Annotated in this window: 23 protein-coding genes; 11 read left to right on the top strand and 12 right to left on the bottom strand. The window is 61.5% G+C overall.

Annotated elements, in window-relative coordinates; all coding sequences use genetic code 11:
• Positions 1–55: 55 nt before the first annotated feature.
• The 5 genes from KUV51_RS05610 to KUV51_RS05590 all read right to left on the bottom strand — a co-directional run bounded on the left by KUV51_RS05610 (position 56) and on the right by KUV51_RS05590 (position 6,395).
• Positions 56–1,540 carry a peroxidase family protein gene (locus KUV51_RS05610; protein ID WP_222520592.1) on the bottom strand — a complete coding sequence of 495 codons (1,485 nt, stop codon included), beginning with the start codon at positions 1,538–1,540 and terminating at the stop codon, positions 56–58.
• Positions 1,541–1,796: 256 nt separating this feature from the next.
• Positions 1,797–3,374, bottom strand: coding sequence for a glucose-6-phosphate isomerase (pgi, locus tag KUV51_RS05605; protein ID WP_222520591.1), 1,578 nt, complete (start codon positions 3,372–3,374; stop codon positions 1,797–1,799).
• Positions 3,375–3,378: 4 nt separating this feature from the next.
• Positions 3,379–4,047: a 6-phosphogluconolactonase gene (gene pgl / locus KUV51_RS05600; protein ID WP_222520590.1), complete on the bottom strand. Its 669-nt coding sequence runs from the start codon at positions 4,045–4,047 to the stop codon at positions 3,379–3,381.
• Positions 4,044–5,495, bottom strand: coding sequence for a glucose-6-phosphate dehydrogenase (gene zwf / locus KUV51_RS05595; protein ID WP_222520589.1), 1,452 nt, complete (start codon positions 5,493–5,495; stop codon positions 4,044–4,046). Before zwf ends, pgl begins: the two co-directional genes overlap by 4 nt.
• Positions 5,496–6,125: 630 nt before the next feature.
• Positions 6,126–6,395 carry an usg protein gene (locus KUV51_RS05590; RefSeq protein ID WP_222520588.1) on the bottom strand — a complete coding sequence of 90 codons (270 nt, stop codon included), beginning with the start codon at positions 6,393–6,395 and terminating at the stop codon, positions 6,126–6,128.
• 232 nt (positions 6,396–6,627) lie between these two features.
• Between KUV51_RS05590 and gyrA the strand changes: the two genes are divergently transcribed.
• Positions 6,628–9,321, top strand: coding sequence for a DNA gyrase subunit A (gyrA, locus tag KUV51_RS05585; RefSeq protein WP_222521254.1), 2,694 nt, complete (start codon positions 6,628–6,630; stop codon positions 9,319–9,321).
• Positions 9,322–9,384: 63 nt separating this feature from the next.
• On the opposite strand, the gene KUV51_RS05580 is transcribed toward gyrA, so the two are convergent.
• The 3 genes from KUV51_RS05580 to KUV51_RS05570 are packed head-to-tail and all read right to left on the bottom strand — an operon-like array spanning position 9,385 to position 12,793.
• Complete coding sequence (locus KUV51_RS05580; RefSeq protein WP_222520587.1) at positions 9,385–10,860, bottom strand: carboxypeptidase M32; 1,476 nt, start codon at positions 10,858–10,860, stop codon at positions 9,385–9,387.
• The gene (gene ctaA / locus KUV51_RS05575; RefSeq protein ID WP_222520586.1) at positions 10,860–12,005 is read right to left on the bottom strand and encodes a heme A synthase; all 1,146 of its coding nucleotides are present in this window, start codon (positions 12,003–12,005) and stop codon (positions 10,860–10,862) included. The genes KUV51_RS05580 and ctaA overlap by 1 nt, the downstream gene beginning before the upstream one ends.
• A gap of 59 nt (positions 12,006–12,064) precedes the next feature.
• Positions 12,065–12,793 carry an RNA methyltransferase gene (locus tag KUV51_RS05570; protein ID WP_222520585.1) on the bottom strand — a complete coding sequence of 243 codons (729 nt, stop codon included), beginning with the start codon at positions 12,791–12,793 and terminating at the stop codon, positions 12,065–12,067.
• A 136-nt stretch (positions 12,794–12,929) separates the two neighbouring features.
• Between KUV51_RS05570 and KUV51_RS05565 the strand changes: the two genes are divergently transcribed.
• Entirely contained in the window at positions 12,930–13,544 is a 615-nt protein-coding gene (locus tag KUV51_RS05565; protein ID WP_222520584.1) for a thiamine phosphate synthase, read from the top strand.
• Here KUV51_RS05565 and KUV51_RS05560 read toward each other — a convergent pair.
• Positions 13,541–14,734 (bottom strand): HupE/UreJ family protein, encoded by a 1,194-nt coding sequence (locus tag KUV51_RS05560; protein WP_222520583.1) that lies wholly within the window; start codon positions 14,732–14,734, stop codon positions 13,541–13,543. The two genes, KUV51_RS05565 and KUV51_RS05560, sit on opposite strands and share 4 nt — an antisense overlap.
• On the opposite strand from KUV51_RS05560, the gene KUV51_RS05555 reads away from it, so the two are divergent.
• From KUV51_RS05555 to KUV51_RS05540, 4 genes are all read left to right on the top strand, one after another.
• On the top strand, positions 14,733–15,536 hold the full coding sequence (locus KUV51_RS05555; RefSeq protein WP_222520582.1) for a DUF4198 domain-containing protein: 804 nt from the start codon (positions 14,733–14,735) through the stop codon (positions 15,534–15,536). The genes KUV51_RS05560 and KUV51_RS05555 overlap by 2 nt on opposite strands.
• Before the next feature lie 44 nt (positions 15,537–15,580).
• Complete coding sequence (locus KUV51_RS05550) at positions 15,581–16,474, top strand: PfkB family carbohydrate kinase (RefSeq protein ID WP_222520581.1); 894 nt, start codon at positions 15,581–15,583, stop codon at positions 16,472–16,474.
• The gene (locus KUV51_RS05545) at positions 16,471–17,391 is read left to right on the top strand and encodes a pseudouridine-5'-phosphate glycosidase (protein WP_222520580.1); all 921 of its coding nucleotides are present in this window, start codon (positions 16,471–16,473) and stop codon (positions 17,389–17,391) included. The genes KUV51_RS05550 and KUV51_RS05545 overlap by 4 nt, the downstream gene beginning before the upstream one ends.
• Positions 17,392–17,463: 72 nt before the next feature.
• Positions 17,464–18,210: a DUF502 domain-containing protein gene (locus KUV51_RS05540; protein WP_222520579.1), complete on the top strand. Its 747-nt coding sequence runs from the start codon at positions 17,464–17,466 to the stop codon at positions 18,208–18,210.
• Between the two features lie 57 nt (positions 18,211–18,267).
• Here the strand turns inward: KUV51_RS05540 and KUV51_RS05535 are convergent, their stop codons facing one another.
• Together KUV51_RS05535 and KUV51_RS05530 are read right to left on the bottom strand one after the other, a co-directional pair.
• Positions 18,268–19,299 (bottom strand): patatin-like phospholipase family protein, encoded by a 1,032-nt coding sequence (locus tag KUV51_RS05535; RefSeq protein ID WP_222520578.1) that lies wholly within the window; start codon positions 19,297–19,299, stop codon positions 18,268–18,270.
• A 73-nt stretch (positions 19,300–19,372) separates the two neighbouring features.
• The gene (locus KUV51_RS05530; protein ID WP_261385655.1) at positions 19,373–20,158 is read right to left on the bottom strand and encodes a 3-hydroxybutyrate dehydrogenase; all 786 of its coding nucleotides are present in this window, start codon (positions 20,156–20,158) and stop codon (positions 19,373–19,375) included.
• Between the two features lie 283 nt (positions 20,159–20,441).
• Between KUV51_RS05530 and KUV51_RS05525 the strand changes: the two genes are divergently transcribed.
• The 3 genes from KUV51_RS05525 (at position 20,442) to KUV51_RS05515 (ending at position 23,284) form a co-directional block, all read left to right on the top strand.
• Positions 20,442–22,274, top strand: coding sequence for an extracellular solute-binding protein (locus tag KUV51_RS05525; protein WP_410001058.1), 1,833 nt, complete (start codon positions 20,442–20,444; stop codon positions 22,272–22,274).
• Positions 22,275–22,278: 4 nt separating this feature from the next.
• Entirely contained in the window at positions 22,279–22,950 is a 672-nt protein-coding gene (locus KUV51_RS05520; protein WP_315898807.1) for an MIP/aquaporin family protein, read from the top strand.
• Positions 22,951–23,065: 115 nt separating this feature from the next.
• The gene (locus KUV51_RS05515) at positions 23,066–23,284 is read left to right on the top strand and encodes a hypothetical protein (protein WP_222520576.1); all 219 of its coding nucleotides are present in this window, start codon (positions 23,066–23,068) and stop codon (positions 23,282–23,284) included.
• A 12-nt stretch (positions 23,285–23,296) separates the two neighbouring features.
• Here KUV51_RS05515 and KUV51_RS05510 read toward each other — a convergent pair whose 3' ends face one another.
• Positions 23,297–23,920, bottom strand: a complete 624-nt coding sequence (locus tag KUV51_RS05510; protein WP_222520575.1) for a helix-turn-helix domain-containing protein — start codon at positions 23,918–23,920, stop codon at positions 23,297–23,299.
• Positions 23,921–23,976: 56 nt separating this feature from the next.
• Here KUV51_RS05510 and KUV51_RS05505 point away from each other — a divergent pair, with 56 nt between their 5' ends.
• Positions 23,977–25,500: a class I adenylate-forming enzyme family protein gene (locus KUV51_RS05505; RefSeq protein WP_410001067.1), complete on the top strand. Its 1,524-nt coding sequence runs from the start codon at positions 23,977–23,979 to the stop codon at positions 25,498–25,500.
• Entirely contained in the window at positions 25,500–26,144 is a 645-nt protein-coding gene (locus tag KUV51_RS05500; protein WP_222520573.1) for a DsbA family oxidoreductase, read from the top strand. The genes KUV51_RS05505 and KUV51_RS05500 overlap by 1 nt, the downstream gene beginning before the upstream one ends.
• The last annotated feature ends 58 nt before the right edge of the window (positions 26,145–26,202 follow it).

Genomic DNA, 26,202 nt, shown 5'->3' with positions numbered 1-26,202 from the left:
CGCAAAGAAAAGGGCCGACCAAACGGCCGGCCCTCTCTCGTTCACAGCAATCGGCTCAGCCGCACTGCAAATCCTCGGCATGGGCGATGTGGCCGCGATGCGCCTCCACATAGGCGATCAGCCCGGCCATCACACTCGGCTGCCCCTTGAACCCGTGCCACGGCTTGAAATGCGGCACATGCAGGAAGGTCGTGGGATCACGCTTCAGCAGGTTGGCAAAGACGGACGCCACCAGACGGCCCCCCGCCCCGGTCAGCTTGCCGTGACCCTTCTCCTCGGCCTCCTGCAGGCAGTAGAACCACAGCGGCGTCTTGGTGATGCCCTTGGCCTTCAGGATCGCAGGCGCGTCAAGCACATGGGTGCCCAGATGCGCCGCCAGCTGCTGCCCGCTCGCCAGCTGATAGGTATAGCGGTCGCGCACCATGTTACGCAGCGCAAGGTTGCGCGATTGAGCAAGGCTCAGCGTCTCCTCGATATCCGCCAGCTCAATCGGCGCATGGACGAAGGGCAGATTGAGCAACGGCGTGCCCAGCTTCGGCGCCACAGGCCGCGCCTTTTGCGAAGTCACGCCACCATTCATGCCGAAGAACATGGCGTAATCAATGTTGCCATCCACAGGCCGCGGACCAAAGCCCGGCAGCGCAAACAGCCCTCTTGGGGCCGCGCCATCCGTCAGCGCATATTCGAACTGCGTGGTCGCGTGACCAAAGCGGTATCCAGCCCCGGTAAACTCCACCGGCATGACCGGCGCGTCCCAGCCAAACGGATCATTCGCCAGCGCCCAGTCCAGGCATTCCTGCTGGACAAAGGCAGGCAGCAACTCGCACCACACGATCCACTGGTAATGCAGCCGGATAAAGCGGCGGACCTCTTCGAAATTCTCCAGCTTCGGGCTCACATGATCATGCCAGACATGCTTGGGCAGGCCCTCATGGGCACAGACGCTGATGTCCTTGGCATCATCACCACCCTCGACCCGCTTGCTCATCAGGATGTTGTGCAACTCGATGAACACCGACTGCACCTGCGCCACGAGGATATTCTCGTCATTGCGCGGATCACCGATCAGCGCCTTGCCGGCACAGGTCCGCGCCAGATCCCGCGGGTTGTCCTTGCGCCCGTGCACAAGAAACTGCTCGGCTTCACCGGCCCCATACAGATGCGGCGACGCCTCCGGACCCGCACCATAGACGCAATCGAGATCAAGGCTCGGCGTCCGCACATTGGGAATGGTCGACGGATCAATCCGCGTCCCCAGGGCCGAAGTCGCATCGAGCGTGACATCATGGTCCACGAACTGCCCGAGAAAGGTCATGCCGGCATCCGCAGGCCCGTCCTCGTTCTCGACAGCCCCCATGGAGTCCGCCAGTTCATGCAGGGTCGCAATCACGTCGGCATGGGTGATGTTTCTGATGTGAACCGGGTTCGCAGGCAGAACCCGCCCCAGCGTCTGCGCAAAGGGCCGCGCCGGTCCCTTGCCATGAATACACGTTTTGAAAAGTTGATCGAGCCGTGTCAGCCCGTGTTGTGTGCCAGCCATAATATTGGCCTCCGGTGCATGTTAAAAGAAACAGGGCAAAAAATATTGGACGCCCTGCGCAACAATGTTGCGTTTTCAACCATAAGTCAGGTCAGATATTCCCGACCAAACGCACCCGCATCGGCAATAATCCGCGCACACGCAGTATCGCCTTCTTCTGGCTCAAAATACTTTCGGGGGAGCGCGAGGGGGCAGACAGCCCCCTCGTCAGAGAAAATGAATCGCGTGCGCCGTCAGGCGCACCTTTCAACAGCAGCTATGAACGGTGCGCGTGCAAATACGCAATCAGGCTGCGGGTCGATCCGTCCTTGCCTTCGGCGGAGGCCGTTCCCTCGACAACCGGCTGCAAGGCCGTCGCCAGTTCCTTGCCCAGCTCAACACCCCACTGGTCATAGGAATTGATGCCCAGGATCACGCCTTCGACAAACACGCGATGCTCATAGAGCGCCACGATCTGACCCAGGGTGAACGGATCAAGCTTGGGATAGATCAGCGTGATCGACGGCCGGTTGCCTTCAAACACCCGATGCGCCGCCTGCCGCTCCAGTTCCGCCCCTTCGAACTTACCCGCAATCTTGGCACGCGCCTCATCCAGCGTCCGGCCACGCAACAGCGCTTCGGACTGCGCCAGACAATTCGCCACCAGCAGATCGTGATGGTGCCGCAACTCCGGCTCATGGCCCTCGCAGGCCACCATGAACTCGCAGGGGATCACAGATGTCCCCTGATGGATCAACTGATAAAACGCATGCTGCCCGTTCGTGCCCGGCGCACCCCAGACCACGGGCCCGCTCTCAGCCGACACCACACCGCCATCCATGGTCACGGACTTGCCGTTCGATTCCATCTCAAGCTGCTGGAAGTAGTCGGGCAACTGCCCCAACCGCTGGTCATAGGGCAGCACGGCCCGTGTCGCATGACCCAGCACCTGCCGGTGCCAGATGCCGACAAGCGCCAGCATCAGCGGCATGTTCTCGGCCCCCTCGGCGGCACAGAAATGGCGGTCCATCTCCTGCCCACCCCGCAGAAACGCCCGGAACCCGTCAGGCCCAATTGCCATCATCAGTGACAGCCCGATCGGCCCCCACATCGAATAGCGCCCACCAACCCAGTCCTCGAAGCCAAAGACGCGCTCGGCCGGAATGCCAAAGTCCGACGTCTTCTCAAGGTTCGTGGAAAGTGCTGCAAACTGCGCCGACGGATCACCGCCCTGATCCAGCATCCACGCCCGCGCCGTGCGCGCGTTGGTCATGGTCTCGATGGTGGTAAAAGTCTTCGATGCCACGATCAACAGCGTCGTCTTGGCATCCAGCCCCCGCAATGTGTCCGCAATATGCGCCCCGTCCACGTTCGACACGAAATGCACACGCGGCCCATCGTGATACGGCGACAGCGCCTGCACCGCCATCGCGGGTCCAAGGTCCGATCCGCCAATCCCGATATTCACCACATCGGTGATGGCACTCCCGCGCACCTCCGCGGCATAGGCCTCCATCCGCGCCAGCGTCTCCAGCACGCCCGGCATGACGTCCGCGCCATCCACATGCACCGGCCCACCATCGATGTTGCGCAAGGCGGTGTGCAGCACCGCCCGCCCCTCGGTCTCATTGATCTTCTCGCCCGCAAACATCGCATCACGCCGCGCCGCCACATCGGCGCTGCCCGCCAGCGCCAGCAAAAGCGCGCGGGTGTCGGCATCCAAATTCGTCTTCGAATAATCAAACCGCATATGCTGCGTCTGCACGGCAAACTCATCCGCCCGCGCATCATCAAACAGGTCCAGAATGGCCCGATCCGCTACCGCGGCGGCCTTCGTCTTCAATTCAGTCCACATGAAATTACTCCGCCCAATGCACCGTGAGGCCGCTCATCACCGCCTTGATCGGCGCCTCCGTAGGGTCCAAACCCTCGGCCCGCTCCAAAGCGTCCCGTTTCTCGGCCCCGTAAATCACCAAATGTTTCGCCATGGCCCCGGCCAGCGCAGGGCCCGAAAAAGAAATCCGCGGCTCCTGCCCCTCAACCGACACCGGCACCACCAGCGGCGCATCATCAGCCAACATATCCGCCAGCCCCACGGCCCCTGGAAACAGTGAGGCGGTATGCATATCCGCCCCCATGCCCAGCAAGAGAACCGAGATAGGCATCTCTTCGGCCAATTGCGCCGACAAATCCGGCGCCGCCTGCTCGGGTGTCTGCCCGTCGACATAGAACGGTACAAACTGCGCCGCCGCCGCCCGGCTCTGGAACAACCGGCTCTTCAGCAGCTTCGCATTCGACCGCTCGTGATCCTCGGGCACCCAACGCTCGTCACTCAGCATCACATGCACGCTCGACCAATCCACATCGGCCGCGCACAGATTGTCAAAGATCGGACCAGGGGTTGTCCCCCCAGGCACCACAAAAGACGCCGAAGGGTGCACCAGCAGACAATTCTTCAATTCGCTCGCCAACGCATCCGCCAACCCAATGGCCAGCAGATCGCGGTCAGGATACTCGACGATGTTCATGGGGCCACTTTCCTCCACACGCGGGTGTCGCGTGCGAGAAGCTGTACGGCATCCACCGGCCCCTCGCTACCGGCATCATAGGTCTTGGGCACATCTCCGCGCGCCTCCCAGCCCTGGATGATGGGATCGGTCCAGGCCCAGGCGGCCTCGACTTCATCGCCCCGCATGAACAAGGTCTGGTTGCCCCTGATCACATCCATGATCAAGCGCTCATAGGCATCGGTCTGATCCGCGCCATCGGCCCCCAATGCCTCGGCAAAGGACATGTCGAGCGGCACATTCATCAACCGCATCCCCCCAGGGCCCGGCTCCTTGATGGTCACGCCCAGCGTAATCCCCTCATTCGGCTGCAAGCGAATGGACAGCTCGTTGCGATGCTCCCCCGCCTCACCAAAGATCGAGTGGTTCAATTCCTTGAACACCACGACAATCTCGCTCGACCGCGCCTTCAGCCGCTTGCCGGTGCGCAGGTAAAACGGCGTCCCTGCCCACCGCCAGTTGGAAATCCCAACCTTCATGGCAATGTAGCTCTCGGTCCGCGACCGTGGATCCCCGACAGCCTCGCGATAGCCCGGCTCATCCTCACCCGGCTCATACTGCCCCCGCACGATATGATGCGGCACCATCGGATCCAGCGCACGGATCACCTTCAGCTTCTCATCGCGCACGGCATCCGGGTCAAATTTCGACGGCGGTTCCATCGCGATCAGGCACAAAAGCTGCATCAGGTGGTTCTGCACCATGTCGCGCATGGCACCCGATTTGTCATAATATTCGCCCCGACCACCAACGCCGACGGTCTCGGCCACAGTGATCTGGATGTGATCCACATATTGGCTGTTCCACAACGGCTCGAACAGCATGTTGCCAAAGCGGACAGCCATCAGGTTCTGCACCGTCTCCTTGCCCAGATAGTGGTCGATCCGATAAATCTGGCGCTCGTCGAAATGCTTGGCGAGGTCCCGGTTCAGCGCCTTCGCCGTATCCAGATCACGACCAAAGGGCTTCTCGACCACGATGCGGCTGTCTGCATCCGTGAGCCCATGCTTGGTCAGCCGCTCCGCCAGGTCGCCAAACAGGCTCGGCCCGACCGAAAAATAGAATGCACGAACCACATCATCGCGCATCAGTTCAACCAGATCGGACCAGCCATTTTCCCCGCGCGCATCTATGGTGACAAACTCCATGCGCTCCAGAAACCCGTCCAGCGTGCCATCCTCACAGGCGCGCTCGCCTCCGAACTCGGCAATCGCCTCAGCCACGAACTCACGATAGGCCGCGCTGTCCATCTCTCCCCGCGCGGCCCCGATCACGCGGGACCCATTGGGCATCTGACCGGCACAGAAACGGCGGAACAGACCGGGCAGGATCTTGCGCCGGGCCAGATCACCTGTGCCTCCGAAAATCACCAGATCGAAAGGGTCCACCGGAATGACGCGCGATACCATGGCAAGGGCTCCCTTTTTCCGTGCCTGCGAAATGTTTGCGCTACCACTAGCAGATTCAAACAGATACTCAACGCCAGATGCTGCACGTGCAGCACTGAGCCGCATCTTTCTATCATAAAGCCGTCAGGGGACCACAGTTCGGTTCTCCAGAATGATCCGGACCTGCTGTCTCAACCCGGCGGTGCGCGGAAATGGGTCGCCGCTCAAATGGAAGCAGTCCACATCGGCAAGCGCCGCTCCCGCATGACAGATCGGAACAGATCGGACACCACGGCCCGGCAAACCGATCACATGCTGAGTGCGTCGATCACCGCAAAGGCGTCACGCCCCCCTCAGCAATGCCAACCTGCGCCGCAACCCGGGTCCGGCGGGTGGGCGAATTTGCCGGGGCAAAGAGTGCACCCGACGGACCAAAATAGACAAAGGTTAACAGCGCAGCACGTCTTACCAATTTGTAAATCACGCTCTCGAAGCGAAATACGCAGTTTCACCCCGAAAATATGCACTTTCCCGAATTGCCGTCAGAAAAAGCCCAAAATCGCATTGGCAAAATACGCAGTTTGCCGTCGAAAACATGCAGTTTCGCCGCAACGCGCCGCGCTTCACCCCACCGTACGGCGCATTAATACTTCAATGCACGGTAAACTCACCGGTCACATTTCGCCACTCGCCGGGCGCGATCATCTTGCGATGGGTAAAGCGCACGGAATGCAGCGCGCCCTCGATCTCGGCCCGCCAGAAGTCGATGAACTTGAACAATCGCGGATGGTCCGGCGCAATGTCGTAGTCCTGCCAGATAAATGTATTTAAAACATGCACATAGTCCGGCATGTGATAGAACATCTCCGCCGTGGTCAGCCCGTATCCTTTCAGCATCAATTCGGTCTCGCTCTCGGCCATATCGCGCCCCTTTTTGCTCTGCTCTCCTCGCAGCAGAGCCTATCACCGATTAATTTTCAATGAAAACAACAACCTATCACCGATCAGGCCAGAGTGCTAACAACCGCACACCCTCAGCCATTGCACCCTATATGCGGTTTCTGATAGAAACAGACCCAAGATATAGAGCACGCGACAGAACGGGCAGAGCCACGTGAACGACACGCCACAACCCCCTGAAAATGATGATGAAATGCGGCCCGAACGGCCCGAGTACGACGGCCCCTCGGTCTCCATCGAAGACGAGATGCGCACGTCCTACCTGGATTACGCCATGTCAGTCATCGTCTCCCGCGCCATCCCGGACCTGCGCGACGGCCTGAAACCCGTCCACCGCCGCATCCTCTACGCGATGCACGAAACCGGGAACACGCACGACAAATCCTACCGCAAGTCCGCCCGTCCGGTGGGCGATGTCATGGGTAAGTACCACCCCCATGGAGACAGCGCGATCTACGACGCGCTCGTCCGCATGGCACAGGATTTTTCCATGTCTTTACCGTTACTTGACGGTCAGGGGAACTTCGGCTCCATGGACGGCGACAACCCCGCCGCCATGCGCTACACCGAAGTCCGCATGGACAAACCGGCGGCCTTTGTCCTCGCCGACATCGACAAGGACACCGTCGATTTCCAGGACAACTACGACGGCAAGGACCGCGAGCCCACCGTCCTGCCCGCCCGCTTCCCCAACATGCTCGTCAACGGTGCCGGCGGCATCGCAGTCGGCATGGCCACCAACATCCCGCCCCACAACCTGGGCGAAGTCGTCGACGCTTGCCTTGCGCTGATCGAAGACCCGGATTTGTCGTCCGAAGCGCTCATAGACTACGTCCCCGGCCCCGACTTCCCCACGGGCGGCATCATGCTGGGCCGCTCCGGCGCGCGCAAAGCTTATCTAGAGGGGCGCGGCAGCGTTATCGTCCGGTCCAAGACGCGCGTCGAGGAGTTGAGGAAAGACCGCTACGCCATTGTTATTGATGAGATTCCTTATCAAGTGAACAAGGCCACGATGATCGAACGCATCGCCGAGGCCGCGCGCGAAAAGCGTATCGAAGGGATCAGCCACGTTCAGGACGAATCCGACCGCAACGGCGTCCGCGTGGTCATCGAGCTGAAGCGCGACGCCACCGCGGAAGTGGTGCTGAACCAGCTGTTCCGCTTCACACCGATGCAAACGTCCTTTGGCTGCAACATGCTGGCGTTGAACGGCGGTCGGCCCGAGCAACTCACGCTCCGCCGCTTCCTGACATCCTTCCTCGACTTCCGCGAGGAAGTCGTGATCCGGCGCACAGCATTCGACCTGCGCAAAGCGCGCGATCGCAGCCATATTCTGTGTGGCCTTGCCGTTGCTGTGTCAAATGTGGACGAAGTGGTCGCCACCATCCGCTCCTCTGCAGACGCTGCCGAGGCGCGTGCCAAGCTGATGGAACGGCGCTGGCCCGCCGCCGAGATCGAAGGCTACTTGCGTCTGATTGACGATCCGCTGTCCAAAATGCATGACGATGGCACGTATAACCTGACTGAAATTCAGGCCCGTGCCATCCTCGACCTGCGCCTTCAACGCCTCACCCAGATCGGGGTCAAGGAAGTCACAGACGAACTTGAAGAACTCGCCGCAAAGATCAAGGAATACTTGGAAATCCTTGGGTCACGCGAACGGATCATGGGCATCATCTCGGACGAATTGACTGAGGTGAAAGACCAGTTCGCCGTGCCGCGCCGCACGGAAATCGTCGACTGGTCCGGCGACATGGAAGACGAGGACCTGATCGAGCGCGAGGACATGGTCGTGACCGTGACGTCGGGTGGTTACATCAAACGCACACCGCTGGCTGATTTCCGCAGCCAAAAGCGCGGCGGTAAGGGTGTGAGCGGTATGCAGACCAAGGAAGAGGACGTGATCACCACCCTCTTCGTCGCCAACACACATACGCAGCTTCTGTTCTTCACCACCGACGGTATGGTCTACAAGCTCAAGACCTGGCGCTTGCCGCAAGGCGGTCGCACGTCCAAGGGCAAGGCGATCGTCAATATTCTGCCGATCCCCCCGGGGGTTAGCATCGCCGCCATTATGCCTGTGGACAGGGATGAGAAAGATTGGGATGACCTCCAGGTCGTCTTTGCCACCTCCGCCGGCACAGTGCGTCGCAACAAGCTGAGCGACTTCACCAATGTGAAATCCAACGGCAAGATTGCCATGAAGTTCGAGGATGAACACGCCGACACGACCCTCATCAATGCACGTATCGCGTCGAATGATGATGACGTGATGCTGGTCACCAACTCCGGCCGCGCCATCCGCTTCCCAGCCACCGATGTGCGCGTCTTCAACAGCCGTTCGTCCGTCGGCGTGCGCGGGGTCAAGCTAAGCGGGTCCGACCGCGTCGTATCCATGTCCATCATCCGTCACTTCGACGCCGATGCCGAAGAACGCGCAGCCTACCTCAAACAGCGCCGCCTAATGGCCGGTGTCACCGAAGAGCCCGAAGGCGATGAGGATGACGTCGCGCCCGGCAACCTGTCGCCTGAGCGCTATGCCGAAATGTCAGCGGCCGAGAACCTGATCCTGACGATCACGGCCACCGGTTCGGGCAAGCTCAGCAGCAGCCACGACTACCCGGTACGCGGGCGTGGCGGCCTGGGTGTTGCGGCCATGGACAAGGCCATGCGCGGCGGTGACATCGTCGCCTCCTTCCCGGTCGACATGGACGACCAGATCATGCTGGCGACCTCCAAAGGCCAGTCGATCCGCGTTCCCGTCGATGGCATCAGCTTCCGCTCCCGCAGCGCGGGCGGCGTGCGGGTGTTCAACACCGGCAAGGGCGAGGAAGTGGTCAGTGTCGCTTGGATCGCGGATCAGGGCGAAGGGGAAGCTGAGGAATAGCGGTGCGCAATTATTGCACACGCTACGGGATCGCGTAGGGTGTGCCCGCTGGGCGCACCTTTCTTAAAGCCCGTAGATACCGCCGAACTTGTCCTTTAGATACGCCAGCAGTGGCTCCGGCCCCGGCGCTCGCCCACTGGCCCGCTCGATCATCTCACGCGGTTCGTACAGACTGCCGTGAACCTGCAGATTGTCCCGCAACCAACCTGTCGCCGCCGCCGTATCGCCTTGCGCCAGTTGTGCATCGAGGTCGGGAACAGCCGCCCGCAACGCCTCATGCAAACAGCCGGCATAGACATTGCCCAGCGAATAGGTCGGGAAGTATCCAAACAGGCCAACCGACCAATGCACATCCTGCAAAACGCCGTTTGACGGCTTGTCGACGGCATAGCCGAAGTCGGCTTCGAACCGGTCGTTCCACGCGGCCTCCAGATCTCCAACATCCAGATCACCGGACATGAGCGCGCGCTCCAGGTCAAAGCGCAGAAGAACGTGCAGGTTGTACTGCACCTCGTCCGCCTCGGTCCGGATATAGCCGTTCGAGACGCGGTTCACCGCAGCATAGAACGCATCTTCGTCCGCAATCCCGAAATCACCAAATGCATCCCGCATCTGGCCATAGAGCCAGCCGGTAAAGGCGCGGCTACGCCCCAGCTGGTTCTCGTAGATACGGCTTTGGCTTTCGTGCACACCCATCGACACGCCCCGGCCCAGCGGGCTGAGCAGGTAGGCATCGTCGATGTTCTGCTCGTAACAGGCGTGCCCAACCTCGTGGATGGTCGAGTAGAAACAGTTGAACGGATCGTCAGGGTTCGTGCGCGTGGTGATCCGTACGTCATTGCCAGAGCCGGAGGAGAACGGATGCACCGCCTTGTCGATGCGCCCATGTCCCAGATCATAGCCAAAGGTTTTGGCAAGAACCGTGCTGAGTTGCAGTTGCGCCCTTTCGTCGAACGGCCCTTGAACCTCCGCAGGTGCTGGTTTGTCGAGGATTGCAGCCCGCAGTTCGGTCAAAGCGGGACGCAACGCGCCAAACATCGCCTCAAGATCCGCACCCGTCGTGCCGGGTTCGTAGTCTTCAAGCATCGCATCATAGATGCCGCCGCCATTGGCCAGCGCGGCCCCTTCCTCGCGCTTGAGTGCAATGACCTCTGCCAGCACGGGGGCAAAGGCCGCGTAATCATCCGCCTCCCGCGCCTCGGCCCATTTGCCTTGGGCCATCGACGTCACACGCGCGATCCTGGCCGCCAACTCCGCAGGCACCTTTGAGGCACGGTCATAGCTGCGCTTGATCTCGCGCAGCTTCGCCGCATCAATTGCGTCCAGTCCGCCCGCATCGATCGCCGCCAGCCAGTCGCCGACCTTTGGATCGGTGCGCCGCGCGTGCAGCACGCTTTCCATGGCGGCCATCTCTTCACCGCGCTGAGCGGCAGCACCGCGGGGCATCATCGTCTCCTGATCCCAGCCAAGGCGACCGGCGACCTGGCCCAGGGCCTGCGTCGTGTGGTCATGGGCAAGAAGATCGTCAAAGGCACTCATCAAGATGTCCCCCGGATGGACGTGGCAATGGGATAGGCAGCGAGGAAGCGTGCGCGCAATATGAGCGCCCACAGGACAACGGCCAGGAACTGATGCAGGATCGCGACTTGCCACGGCGCGCCATAAAGAACGGTGACAATGCCGAGCACGATCTGCAGGCTCATCGCCGCAAAGACCGCGTTGAACGCAAAGCGCGTCCGTTCATGCGCCGACTTGCGCCCCCGCAGCCAGACGACAATGGCAAAGGCAAAAAGCAGGTAGCCGGTGACGCGATGGATGAACTGCACCAGACCGGGGCTCTCAAAGAAATTGCGCCACCATGGCTCGAAGACAAAGGCAGTCGCCGGGAACACCTGTCCGCCCATGAGCGGCCAGTCGGTATAGCTGCGCCCGGCATCAATGCCCGCCACCAGCGCGCCGATCAGAATTTGCAGGAAAGCGAAGTGCATCAGACCCGTGGACATGGAAAACAGCTTGGCTTCCTTGTCCCGCCGCGCCTGCATCAAGTCCCGTTCGGGTCGGCCCAGCAGATAGGTGTACCAGGCAATGAAACCCAGAATGACGAAGGCAAGGCCCAGATGGGTGGCAAGCCGATAGCTCGCCACATCCAGCATCCCCTCGCCCTGCGTCACGCCACTGGCGACCATCCACCAACCGATGGCGCCCTGCAAACCGCCCAGAACACCGAGCCCTAGCAGACGCGGCGTCCAACCGGTCGGGATCTGGCGGCGGATCAGGAACCAGAAGAAGCCGATGGCCCAGACAAGCCCGATCACACGGCCAAGCTGCCGATGACCCCACTCCCACCAGTAGATGACTTTGAAATCCGCCATGGTCATCCAGGCGTTCTGCAGACGAAACTCGTCGATCTGCTGGTAGAGGGCGAATTCAGCCTCCCAATCCGCCTGGTTCAGCGGCGGGATGGCCCCGGTGAAGGGACGCCACTCGGTGATGGATAGCCCACTGTCGGTCAGACGGGTCAGACCGCCCACGGCAATCATCACGACCACCAGGGTAAAAAGCATCATCAGCCACACGCGGATTGCACCGCGCGCGCCACCCCTGCCCTTGTCGATCACCCCTGTTTCAACCACCTGCTTTTCAGTGGTCCCAACCTCTTCGAAAATACTACGGTTCTTTGCCATCTTGGCTCCGGTCCTTGCTCACCGCGCAACCTAAGTCCGCCGTGCGGGGTCGTCCAGCGTCACTGGCGGTTCGCCCACCGGACCATCTGACGCAGCATCCCGTGCAGGGTCTGCACATCGGCGCGGGTCAGCGGCATCCGGCTCCACAGATTGCGCAGGTTCATCTTCATGCTGGGGGCCTTGTGCTCGGGGAAAAAGAACCCGGCCTCCTCGAGCCGCTCCTCGAAATGACGGGCAAGATGATCAATCTCATTGCCGTCAGCCCATTCCGTGCCCGCCATCTCCGTCACGCGATGCTCAATATCGGCACTGGCACGCCGCCATTCATAGCCCACGAGCAGCACGCATTGCGCAAGGTTCAGGGACGGAAACTCAGGGTTCACCGGCACAGTGATCAGCGCATTGGCCTGCGCCAAATCCTCATTCTCCAGCCCAGCCCGTTCCGGCCCGAACATCACGGCGACATGCTGCCCCTCTGCAATACGGCGCGCTGCATCCTGCATGGCCGCCTCGGGGCTCAGCACGTCCTTGGTCATGTCGCGCATCCGGGCCGTCGTTGCGTAGACATAGGTGCAGTCACTCACACTGCCCGCCACGTCCGGATGCACGGTTGCCGCATCCAGCACCCGACCCGCACCGCTCGCCATGGCAACGGCAGCCGGGTTCGGCCAGCCGTCACGCGGGTCCACGATGCGCATTCGGTCGACGCCAAAGTTCAGCATCGCGCGGGCAGCCGCCCCGATATTCTCGCCCATCTGGGGCCGTGTCAGCACAAATGTCGGTGTCATGGCGCGCCGTCTACCGCGCCCCACAACGCCCGACAATCCCTTCATTGTTCGTAAAATATGCCCGCCGGAGGCATAAATCTTTTCAAGCCCTGCCTTTTCCGGCTAGAGCGGCACCCAGAGCAGAAGGACAACGCCAATGAGTGCCGCCGAGCAGCCGCAGATCTATCTCCTGACCCCGCCTGTCTTCGAACTGTCCGTCTTTCCGGGACAGCTGAATTCCGTGCTCGAAGCACATGACGTGGCCTGCATCCGCCTCGCACTCGCCACGCAAGACGAAGACCGCATTTCCCGCGCCGCCGATGCCTGCCGCGAGGTCGCGCACGCCCACGACGTCGCCATCGTGTTGAACAACCATGTGAGCCTGGCCGAGCGGCTGGGTCTCGATGGCGTACACCTGAGCGATGCCGCCAAATCGGTGCGCGACGCGCGCAAGGCGCTGGGACCCGATGCCATCGTCGGCAGTTTCTGCGGCACCTCGCGCCATGACGGGATGACGGCGGGCGAAGCCGGTGCCGACTATGTCGCATTTGGCCCTCTCGCCGGTGTGGGGGACGAGGCGACAGCCGAGGACGACCTCTTTGCCTGGTGGTCCGAGATGATCGAAGTGCCCGTGGTGGCCGAAGGGGGCCTGACGCTCGATACGGTCAAGCGCCTTGCCCCCATCACCGATTTCTTTGGCGTCGGTGAAGAAATCTGGGCCGACGACGACCCCGCCGCCGCCCTCGCCCGCCTGATGGACCCGATCAGTTAAAGAAGCGTCCGCTCGATCACCCAGTAGATCGCAATCACCGCGATAAGCAGCGAACCCGTCATCGACCAGGCGCGGAACATCACGTTGTAGTCGGTGATTGTCTCTTCCTGTCCTTCAAGGTCGGACATTCGCGCCGCACGTACGCCCAGCCACAGCGCAATCGCGGCCAGGGCGATAACGGTCAACTGACCGATCTCGACCCCGACATTGAAGCCGATCAGCGCGGGGATGAACTGCCCCTCCGGCAATCCGAATTCCCCGAGGACGGAGGCAAAGCCAAGCCCATGCAGCAAACCGAAGCCAAACACGATGGCAGGACGCCACGGGTTCAGCCCGCGGGCAAAGATGTTTTCGACCGCGACATAGACGATGGAGGCCGCAATCAGCGGCTCCACGATACTGCCCGGCAGGTTCACGATCCCCAGCGCGCCAAGCGCCAGCGTCACGGTATGGGCGAGGGTAAAGGCCGTGACCTGCCACAGAAGCGGCCCCAGCCGCGTGGATAGGAAAAACAGGCCCAGCACGAACAGGATGTGATCGAGCCCCTTGGGTAGAATGTGGTCAAATCCCACCGGAACGTAAGAACCAAAGGTCTGCCATCCAGACACAGCACCGCCACCCGCAACGGCAATCGGACCACTGCTGCCCCCGCCGGACACAAGGCCGGTATAGGGCGCATCCACCCCCTGTTGCCGCAGGACCAGATCCCCAGCGCCTGCAGGCCAGGCCACCTCAACAACATCTGTCCCCGCGGGGACAGCTCCGGTCAGGACAACATCGGTGATGCGCGCCAGCTCCTCATTCGGCACTTGCGGTACGACCGCAGTGTCAAGCGCAAGGGACACGGCGTTGCCATCGGTGCTCAGCAAGGGCACCGCATTCAGGGTCTCGACCAGGGAAGGCACCATTGCCTCAACTTCGGCACCGCTCAGGGCGCGCAGTGCGTCATAATCAGCGGCATTCTCAGCGTTGTCGGTATCCTCGACCAAATCCAGGTCGATGCCGGACATCTGCGCTTCGACATTCACGCGCATTTCAATACGGACGGTGCCGTCTGCCACTGTCAGGTCGGCAATCGTCGGGACAACCTCATGCGCGGCGGCCATACTGGCGCACAGGCTACACCAAAGAGTTGACATCACAGTCCAAAGCGGCAGCTTTTGAATGACGCTAGAGAAGGCAGCTTGCATGTTTTTCACCCGTTTGATCGTTCCGCTTTGGTGCGCCATCTATGCCACAAGCGCAACCGCCCATGAGTTCTGGATCGAACCGGACCGCTATCAAGTGCCCGCGTCGGCGCAAATTGTGGCGCGGCTCAAGAATGGGGAAGAGTTTGAGGGCGTGAACCTTGCCTATTTCGAACGGCGCATCGCACGGTTTGACGTGGTGGTGGGCGATACCATCCGCCCGGTCGAGGCGCGCATGGGCGACAATCCGGCGCTTGATGTGCCGGGGCCTGTCGAAGGGCTTGTGATCGTGGTGCACGAGACCAGGCCGTCGCTGCTGACCTACAGGGAATGGGCCAAGTTCCAGAAGTTTGCCGATCACAAGGGTTTCCCGGACATCGCCGCGCGCCACGCCGCCAACGGCTTTCCCGAACCGCCATTCAAGGAGCGCTATACGCGCCATGCAAAGTCCCTGATCGCGGTGGGCGACGCGATTGGTATGGACCGCGCGCTGGGTCTGAAAACCGAATTCATCGCGTTGAAAAACCCCTATGCGCCCGATTTCGATGGCATCATGCAGGTGCAGGTCACCCTGGACGGCGACGTGCGCGCAGATGTGCAGGTCGAAGTGTTTGACCGCGCCCCGGATGACAGCGTCACGATCACGCTGCACCGCACTGATGAAAGCGGCATCGCTGCCATCCCTGTCTCGCCCGGCCACGACTACCTGTTCGATGCAGTGGCCATCGCGCCCACAACGGACGGAAACACCGACGCCGTTTGGGACACGTATTGGGCGGCACTGACCTTTGCCGTTCCTGAGTAACGGGTGCCCTTGCCTCTTGCGTCACGCAGCGTCACAAGACGCGCATGACACGAACACCTGACATTCTGTGCATCGGGTCGGTGCTGTGGGACGTGATCGGACGCGCGCCGCTGGCGATGCGTCAGGGATCGGACGTGCCGGGCCGGATCACCCGCCTGCCCGGTGGCGTTGCCATGAACATCGCCATGACGCTCGCCCGCTTCGGCCTGACACCGGCCTTGTTGACCGCCATCGGGCGCGACGCAGAGGGCGAAGAGCTGATCGCCGCGTGCAAGGCGCGGGGCATGGTCACTGACACCGTCTACCGGTCGGAGGATCTGCCGACCGACCAGTACATGGCGGTTGAAGGTGCGAACGGCCTGATCGCCGCCATCGCGGATGCGCATTCGCTGGAAAGCGCGGGGGCCAAGATCCTGCGCCCCCTGACCGACGGCACGCTCGCAACCCCGCAGGACCCCTATGCAGGGCTTGCAGCCCTTGATGGCAACCTCACACTGGATCTGCTGAACGAGATTGCAACCAGCCCAGTCCTGTCCAAAGCCGATCTGCGCGTGGCACCCGCCTCACCGGGCAAGGCCGAACGACTGGGTCCGTTTCTCGCCCACAGCCGCGGAACGCTCTATGTAAACCTAGAAGAAGCCGGACTGCTCTGTCAGCGCGGCTTCGACAATTCGGTCGAAGCGGCAGACGGGCTCTTGCAGCGCGGCGCATCCCGCGTTCTGGTCACCGACGGCGGCAAGACCGCCACCGAAGGCTCTGCCGAAGGTCTGGTCAGCGAAACACCGCCACAGGTGCTGGTCACGCGGATCACAGGCGCTGGCGACACTTTCATGGCGGCCCATATGGCCGCCGAACTGCGCGGGGCCAACCGCTCGGACGCTTTGCACGCAGCGCTTGAGGCTGCGGCCATCTATGTTTCAGGAAAGACGCCCACATGACGCTCTTCACCCCTTCGCCCGACGTGGCTGCGGCCTTGGAAAACGGCACGCCCGTGGTCGCGCTGGAAAGCACGATCATCACCCACGGCATGCCATACCCGCAAAACCTCGAGGTCGCGCGGCAGGTCGAGGATGATATTCGCCAGGGCGGTGCCGTTCCGGCAACCATGGCCGTGATCGAAGGGATCTTGCATGTCGGCCTGACCGACGCGCAGCTTGAGGCTCTGGCGCAATCAAAAAACGTGGCGAAGCTCAGCCGCGCAGACATGGCCGTGTGCATGGCCACCGGCGGCACCGGTGCCACAACCGTCGCCGCCACGATGATCGCCGCGCGGATTGCGGGCATTTCGGTTTTTGCCACCGGCGGCATTGGCGGTGTACACAAAGGGGCCGAGCACAGCTTTGACATCTCTGCCGACCTGCTGGAACTGGCCCAAACGCCGGTGACGGTCGTGGCCGCCGGGGCCAAGGCGATCCTCGACATTCCCAAGACGCTCGAAGTGCTGGAAACGCAAGGCGTGCCGGTCATCGCCTACGGCCAGGATGACATGCCTGCCTTCTGGTCGCGCAGTGCTGGCATGATGGCACCGCTGCGGATGGACCATGCCGCTGACATCGCCGCCGCGCACGTGCAGCGCGCGGCCCTTGGCCTGCCCGGCGGGCAGCTTGTGGTCAACCCGATCCCGGACACGGACGAGATCGACCGCGCGACCCTCGCGCCGATCATCGCGCAGGCCACGCAAGACGCGGAAACGCACGGAATCAGTGGCAAGGGCGTGACCCCTTACCTGCTTCAACGCATCTTCGAGTTGACCGACGGTCGGTCACTGACGGCGAATATCGCGCTTGTTCGCAACAATGCACGCCTCGCCGCGCAGATCGCCGCCGAATTGGGCAAGCGCGCCACGCATGCCTGAACAAAAGGCACAAACCATTGTAGTGCCGAAAGCGTTGCCTTACGTAACCTGTAAAGATGTGCCGGGACCAAGATGAACACCCCTTTTGATCCAGAAGAACCCCGGCGCCCCGGTATTTTCTCGCGGCTGCGCGCGTCCTTTCTGACCGGCATTGTCGTCATTGCCCCCGTTGGCCTGACTGTCTGGCTGATCTGGACGGTGATTGGTTGGGTCGATGGGTTTGTCTGGCCACTCGTGCCGTCCGCATGGCAACCCGATGCCCTTGTAAACTACTTTCTGAACAACCCGCGTTTCATCGACCAGAACGGCGCACGTGTGCCGAACCCGGACTGGATCAGGGTGAATGTGCGCGGCGTGGGTGTCATCGTCTTTCTGCTGTTCACGATCCTCGTGGGCTGGATCGCCAAGGGTTTCATTGGCAGGTCCCTGATCCGCTACGCCGAAAGCCTGGTGGAACGGACACCGGTGGTGCGGTCCATCTATTCCGGCATCAAACAGATTTCGGAGACGATCTTTGCCCAGTCCGAGAGGTCCTTCGAAAAGGCGTGCCTGATCGAGTATCCACGCAAGGGCATCTGGGCCATCGGCTTCATCTCGACCACCGCCAAGGGCGAGGTGAGCGATCGTGCCGGGAACACGGGCGCGCTGCTCAGCGTGTTTGTGCCCACGACCCCGAATCCGACATCGGGGTTCCTGCTGTTTTTTCCGGCCGAAGACGTGATCGAGTTGGACATGAGTGTCGAGGACGCAGCGAAGCTGGTGATTTCTGCGGGCCTCGTTTATCCGAACGGCAAGGACCCGACCGTTCCACCATCCTGACGGGGACAAGATTTTTACAAAAAATCTTGTCAAAAATCCGTGTCGGATTTTTGCCCGCTAGCCGAACATCTCGCGCATGTCGATGGTGTCACATCTGCCGATCTGGTCGAAATGCGTGTCCAGGAAATGTTGGGCCGCCCTCGCGCCTGCGTCGCGTAACCGGCCCATAACAAAGCCGTTTGGCACAACCTTGGTTGCCACGCTCAGATCATTCATCAGCGCATCGTCCGCGATCATGTGCATGTTGATCCGCCGCATCTGGCCCTCTTTGATCGTGCCCTCGTCAATCAGCCGCTTCACAAATGCAATCGCTCGCATCTCGCGCAGCAGTGACGAGTTGAAGCTGATCTCGTTGATCCGGTTCTGGATCTGCTGCGGTGTGCGCGGCAGGTGATCGCGTTCCAGCGGATTGATATTGATAACCACGATGTCGTTGGGCAGCGAGGCGTCGAACAAGGGAAAGAGCGCCGGATTGCCGGTATAGCCGCCGTCCCAGAACTCCTCCTCCTGCCCTGTTTCGGTATCGTGGATCACCACCGCCTGAAACAGCGTGGGCAGGCAGGCGGACGCCATGATCACATCCGGCGTCACCTCCGCCTGACCAAAGACACGCAGCTTGCCGTTGCGCACGCGCGTGGCGTTGATGAAAAGCTGCGGACCGTCATCGCAGCACACCTTGTCCATGTTGAACTTCGACACGATGTCGGTGAGCGGATTGCGGTAAAACGGGCCGTAGGTGTAGGGCGACACCATGCGACCGACTGCGTCCCCGATGGCGTAGGGCAGCGAGTATTCCAGCGCCTGCGAGATCTGCGCGGGGCCAAACGGCGCCATCCAGGTTGCGATGCGCATATCCTGCACCCCGGCCACCTGTGCCCAGAGCCAATCGAGGTTCTCGCGCGCCGCATCCTCGCCGCCAAAGGCAAGGCCCGCCTTGATCGCAGCGCCGTTTAGCGCGCCCGCAGATGTGCCGGACACGCCCGCGATCTCGATCCGGTCATCGGCCAGCAGCACGTCGAGCGCGCCCCAGGTGAAAGCGCCGTGCGCCCCTCCGCCTTGCAGGGCGACGTTGATCTTCTTGCGCGTCATTGGGTGACCTCCGGTTTGGATGAAGACTGCGGGAGCCTCCGGCGGGAGTTTTTCTGGCAAGATGAAGGACGGATCAGAGCGCCGTCCAACCCCCATCGACACTGATCGTCGTGCCGGTGATCTGGTCGGCAGCGGACGAGCAGAGAAAAACGGCCGTGCCGCCCATCTGCTCTGTCGTGGCAAATTCCTTTGACGGCTGGCGCTTGAGCATCACGTTCTTGATCACCTCTTCGCGGCCCATGTCATATTCCTTCATCGTGTCGGGGATCTGGCTTTCGACCAGCGGGGTCAGCACGTAGCCCGGGCAGATCGCGTTGGCGGTGATCGGCTCTTCGGCGGTCTCCAGCGCTGTGGTCTTGGTCAGACCGACGATACCATGCTTAGCAGCGATATAGGCTGATTTATAGGGCGACGCTGTCAGTCCATGGGCCGAGGACACGTTGATCACGCGGCCCCAGCCCGCATCCCGCATTATGGGCAAAGCCGCAGCGGTGGTGTGAAAGGCCGAGCTGAGGTTGATCGCGATGATGGCGTCCCATTTCTCGACCGGAAACTCGGGGATGCCGGCCACATGCTGGATGCCCGCATTGTTGATCAGGATGTCGCAGGCGCCTGCCTTTTCCACAAGCGCGCGACATTGATCGCCCTTGGACATGTCGGCCTGGATATAGCGGGCGTTTGTGCCCGTCTCATCCGCGATCTCCTTGGCGATGGCGTGATCTTCGTCATTGTCAGTGAACGAGTTCAGCACCACATCCGCCCCTGCACGCGCCAGTTCCCAGGCCATGCCCAATCCGATGCCCGAATTGGAACCGGTGATGACCGCTGTCTTGCCGCTGAGAGAGATTTCAAAAGCCATTGCTGGGATCCTTTCGCCAGAGTTGTGCGCATCCTGTCATGCTGCACCTGCGAAAGGAATGGTCCTGCCCAACGATCGGTTGCATCACCACCAAAAAAAACGCCAGCACGAGGCTGGCGTTAAGTTATTGAGGCAGGTTTCATACAGGCAAGAAACCTATCGAGCAGTGCCCTTGTTATACGCAAACCCGCCCGAAGAGTCCAAGCTAAAAGTTTGATAATGCGTAAATGTCCCGGGGCCGCTATTGTTAACAAAACAAGGGCGATCGAGGATTGTTTACAAAATGAGCAGGCATTTTTTCCAAACCGGACTCAACGAAAAACGCCGCGCGGCCGTGATTCTTGCAGGTGTTGTTGGCCTTGCCGCGATGGCACAAGCAGAGCCACAACATGGCATAGCTATGTATGGCGACCCTGCCCTGCCACCGGATTTTGTGTCTCTTCCGCACGCGAATCCCGATGCACCCAAAGGTGGTGCCATCACTTTGGCCAGCACGGGCAGTTTTGATTCGCTGAACCCCTACATCGCAAAAGGGAACGTCCCTTGGCAGCTGCGGTTTCTGACCCACGAAAGCCTGATGGGCCGCAGCCGCAACGAACCCTTCGCACTTTACGGCCTGCTTGCCGAATCAATTGAGACCGATCCAGACCGCACATGGGTCGAGTTTACCTTGCGCGGAGAGGCGACCTTTTCCGATGGCAGCCCGGTAACCGTCGAAGACGTGATGTGGTCCTATGAGACCCTGGGCACTCAAGGGCACGGTCGCTACCGCAGCCTGTGGTCACAGATCGAAAAGATGGAGCAGACCGGCCCGCGCAGCGTCAAGTTCACGTTCAATACCGAGAACCGAGAGCTTGCTCTACTTGCCGCCATACGGCCCGTCCTTCAGAAAGCACAATGGGAAGGCAAGGATTTCGCCGCGGCCACGATCAACGATGTGCCCATCGGCTCCGGCCCATATGTCGTCAGCAGCTTTGAAGGATCGCGCTACGTCACCCTGACGCGCAACCCCGACTACTGGGGCAATGACCTGAACTTCCGCCGCGGCACGTTCAATTTCGATGAGATCACCATCGACTTCTACGGCGACGGCGACGTGGTGCTGGAGGCGTTCAAGGCCGGCGAAATCTCGGCCTGGCGCGAGTTCAACGCCGAGACATGGAACAGCGAATACGACTTTCCGCGCGTGCAAGCCGGCGACGTGATCAAGACGGAGATCGAGCACCAGAAACCGTCCGGCATCACCGGCTTCGTCATGAACACCCGCCGTGCGCCCTTTGACGACTGGCGCGTGCGCGAGGCGCTGATAACCGCATTCAATTTCGAGTACATCAACGACACGCTGACCGGCGGGGCGCAGCCGCGCATCACCTCCTATTTCTCGAACTCGCCGCTGGCGATGGAACCGGGTCCTGCCAAGGGCCGGGTGGCCGAATTGCTGGCGCCGTTCAATGGCAAGCTGCTGCCGGGCGTGATGGAAGGCTATGCCCTGCCTGAAAGCGACGGATCGCTGCGCAACCGCCGGGGTCTGCGGCGTGCCATCGGTCTGCTGGAAGAAGCCGGGTGGACCACGCAGGACGGCAAGCTGCGCAATGCAGATGGGCAGGCGATGGCCTTTACCATCCTGCTCGATCAGCAACGGACCGAAGATCGCGCCATTGCGAACCTCTACATCCAGGCGCTTGAACAACTGGGGATCGACGCGCGCGTGGACCTTGTGGATGGCGCGCAATTCACAGCCCGAGAAGACGTCTACGATTTCGACATGGCGTATATTCGACGCGCGTTGTCGCTCAGCCCGGGCAATGAGCAATGGTTCTATTGGGGCTCCACAGCAGCAGAGGAGGAAGGGTCCGGCAACCTGATGGGCGTGCAGGACCCCGCAATCGACGCAATGATCACGGCGATGCTGACGGCCACCACGCGCGAGGACAGCCTTGCCGCAACCCGCGCACTTGATCGTCTGCTGACCGCGGGCCGCTACGTGGTTCCGTTCTGGCAGTTCACCACGGGCCGCATCGCCCATGTGTCCGAGATGAAGCACCCGGATGTGATCCCGCTTTACGGCGACGGGCCGGACTGGATGCCACAATTCTGGTGGTGGGACGCGAACTGACCGCATTCGGACGATTGAAATGATGCAGAAACTCTGGGCCGAGGGGCTGGGCACGGCCCTGCTCCTCGTGGCCGTCGTCGGCTCCGGCATCATGGGTGATGCCCTTGCGGGTGGAAACGTGGCCATTGCGCTGCTTGCCAATGCCATCGCCACGGGCTGCATGCTCTATGTTATCATCACCGTTCTGGGGCCGATCTCGGGCGCGCATTTCAACCCTGCGGTCACACTCGCCTTTTGGCTGCGGGGGGAGATCGCCGCGCGTCTCGCGCTGCTCTACGTTATTATGCAGGTCAGCGGGGGCATCCTCGGGGTCTGGGCAACGCACGCCATGTTCGACCTCTCCCTTCTGCAAACATCGACCACAATGCACCGGACCGGACTGGCCCAGTGGTGGTCCGAAGGCGTTGCAACCTTTGGTCTGCTTTTCGTCATTTTCGGTGGGCTGCGCAGCCGACCGGACGCCGTACCGACCCTGGTCGCGCTCTATATCACCGGTGCGTACTGGTTCACCGCCTCGACCAGTTTTGCAAACCCTGCGGTCACCATCGCGCGTGGATTTTCTGACACGTTTGCAGGCATTTACCCGGGCCACATTCCGGCCTTCATAGCGATTCAACTTATGGCTGTAGGTGTCGCACATGCGACACTCCGTCGACTGTTTGCGGTCAACAGTTGATCTGTTAAGAAAATGCAATATTGTCCCCCGCGTGGTGGATGTCTGACCCGCTGGTGGGAGGCGGAGGCGGACACGCGTTCAGCACATGGGACAAGCTGAAACCTCGGGGGTACGCATGAACTGGAATGACCTGACCCGCAACTGGGCGGACAACTATCGCGCGCTTCGCCAGGAATTCCCGAAACTCGAACCCAGTGCCATGCCGTTTCTCAAGGCTGATCAGGACCGGTTCGAAAGCTATCTTGCCGCAACCCACGACATGTCGCTGAAAGAGGCGCAGGACGCCTTCGACGCCTTCCTGTCACAACACGAAAAAGCGCTTCGAACAGCTTGAGCACGCACGCATTTAAGCGAGCGACGTCACCCACAGGATCAGCGCATCCTCATCACTGACAGACACAACGTTGTGCCCCATCGTGGCATCGTAATAGGCGCTGTCACCGCGCCGCATGTCGACCGGTTCGTAAAACTCAGTATACAGGCGAATGACCCCCGTCAGCACATAGAGGAACTCTTCGCCGTCGTGCCGCACCCACCCGTCGAACTCATCCATGGACCGCGCACGCACGCGCGCGCGATAGGGCAGCATCTGCTTCTTGGTCAGCGTCTCGGCCAACAGCTCGTGTTCATATGTCACCGTGGCCTGCGCGTTGCCCTGCCCCGACTGGGTGACCACCATACGCCCGTTGATCTGCCCCTTTTCCGGCGGCGTGAACAGCTGCGGCACACTGATCTCAAGGCCAACGGCCAGCTTCTTGAGCGCCTCGTAAGTCGGCGACATCTGCCCGTTTTCGATCTTCGACAGGGTCGAACGGGCCAGACCGGCCTGATTGGCCGCCTGTTCCAGCGTCCAGTCGCGCGCCTTGCGCAACTCGCGCACGCGGGCGCCCAGATCAAGAGGTTCCGCGGTCTCGTCCCGGCCCGTAGACCGGGCGATCTGGATCAGCGTTTTGGGGTCTTTGCCTTGCATGACGATCTCTATAGGACGCGTGGTGCGACCATGCAACGTCGCCCGTGCCGAGCCCCGTGCTGAGCGTTGTCCGCAGCACCCCGCTGCCACCCTGCCCCAGGCCGTTCAACATGGCGGCCCATGTTCTTGCCCATGCCGACAGGCTGCCGGACAAGGTGGCCGTATCTGTCGTGGACACTGCAAACGCCACCACCCTGACCTACCGGGCGCTCAAGCACGCGGTTCTGGGCACAGGCGGGGGCTTGCGCGCGGCAGGCTGCGTGCCCGGCGACATCGTGCTCTTGCGCCTTGGAAACACACTCGACTTTCCCATCGCCTATCTGGGTGCGCTGGCGGTCGGACTTGTGCCCGTGCCCACATCGGCTGCCCTGACAGAACCCGAAGTGGCGCGGATCATCGCGGATCTGAGACCGCGCCTGACCCTGCGGGATCCGAACGTGTCGTCAGCCCCCGGCGCGCCCGAAATCGGGCTTGCCACCCTGAACGCACTGCGCGCGCATCCGCCCGCGGACTGGCACATGGGCGACCCCGAGCGTCTGGGATACATCATCTACACATCCGGAACATCAGGACAGCCCCGCGCCGTGGCCCACGCGCATCGCGCGATCTGGGCACGCCAGATGATGCATGACGGCTGGTACGGCCTGCGGTCTGATGATGTCCTCATGCACGCAGGTGCGTTCAACTGGACCTACACCCTGGGCACCGGGCTGATGGACCCGTGGTCTGTCGGCGCAACAGCGCTCATCCCGGCGCCCGGTACAGGGCCCGATGCACTTGGCAGCTTGCTCAGCCGCCATGGCGCCACGATCTTTGCCGCAGCACCCGGTGTCTATCGCCAGATGCTGGCACGTGCCGACATGCCCGATGTGCCCTCCTTGCGCCACGGGCTGAGCGCCGGGGAGAAGCTGCCCGAAACCACGCTGGCCGCATGGCGCAAGGCGACAGGCACCGACATCTTCGAAGCCTATGGCATGTCGGAATGCTCCACCTTCATCTCATCCAGCCCCGCCCATCCTGCAAAACAGGGTGCCCTGGGCCAGCCGCAGACCGGTCGATACATTGCCATCCTGGCGGACGGAGCGCCCACGGAACGGGGCGCACCGGGAACAATCGCCGTTCACCGCTCGGATCCCGGTCTGATGCGCGAATACCTGAACGCGCCCGAGGAAACGGCTGCAAAATATGCAGGCGACTGGTTTATGACGGGTGACATGGGCGTCATGGATGAAGACGGACAAATCACCTATCTCGGCCGCGACGACGACATGATGAATGCGGGCGGCTACCGCGTGTCCCCGATCGAGGTTGAAGCAGCCCTTGCAGACGCGCCCGGGCTGACCGGCGTTGGCGTGACCCAGATCGAGGTCAAAACCGGCGTGTTCATCATCGCCGCGTTCTACACATCCTCCGCCCCACTGGACGAGACCGCCCTGCGTGCCTATGTCGAGCCGAAGCTGGCGCGATACAAACACCCCCGCGCGTATATTCATGTGCCGAAGCTGCCTACGGGCGCCAACGGCAAGCTGGTCCGGCGGCGCCTGCCCCTGTTCTGGCCCCAAACAACGAAAGCCACCTGATGCCCGACCCTATCAAACTCGACATCATGTCCGACCCGATCTGCCCATGGTGCTACATCGGCAAGGCGCATCTGGATCGCGCGCTCGAGGCGAACCCGGACCACCCTTTCGTGATTGAATGGCACCCGTTCCAACTGAACCCGGATATGCCGGCGGACGGCATGGACCGCCGCGCATACCTCGAAACGAAGTTCGGCGGAAAGGAAGGCGCGGTCCGGGCCTATGCACCGGTCGTGGAACATGCGGAAAAGGCAGGTCTGAAAATCGACTTCGAAGGCATGAAACGCACCCCCAACACGATGGACGCCCACCGGCTGATCCATTGGGCAGGGATCGAGGGCAAGCAGACAGCGGCGGTGTCGGCCCTGTTCAAGGCCTATTTCGTCGACACGCGCGACATCGGCGATCCCGAAGTGCTGGCAGACATTGCAGACGGGATCGGCATGGACGCCAGCGTGGTTTTGCGCTTGCTGGCCTCTGACGCAGACAAGGAAGACATCGCCGCGCGCGACGCACACAGCCGCGAGATGGGAATCGGCTCCGTTCCCACATTCATCGTCGCGAACCAGCACGCCGTACCGGGCGCGCAGCCGCCCGAGCTTTGGGCAAAAGTGATCGAAGAGCTGCGGCAAGGTGCCGCCTGACCGCGTCAAACGATCACAATTTAACCATTCGGTCGAATTTCAACCGTAAGTCGTTGCC

This window comes from Tateyamaria omphalii, assembly GCF_019802125.1.
GTDB lineage: Bacteria > Pseudomonadota > Alphaproteobacteria > Rhodobacterales > Rhodobacteraceae > Tateyamaria > Tateyamaria omphalii_B.
This window is presented reverse-complemented; position numbering and strand designations above follow the sequence as displayed.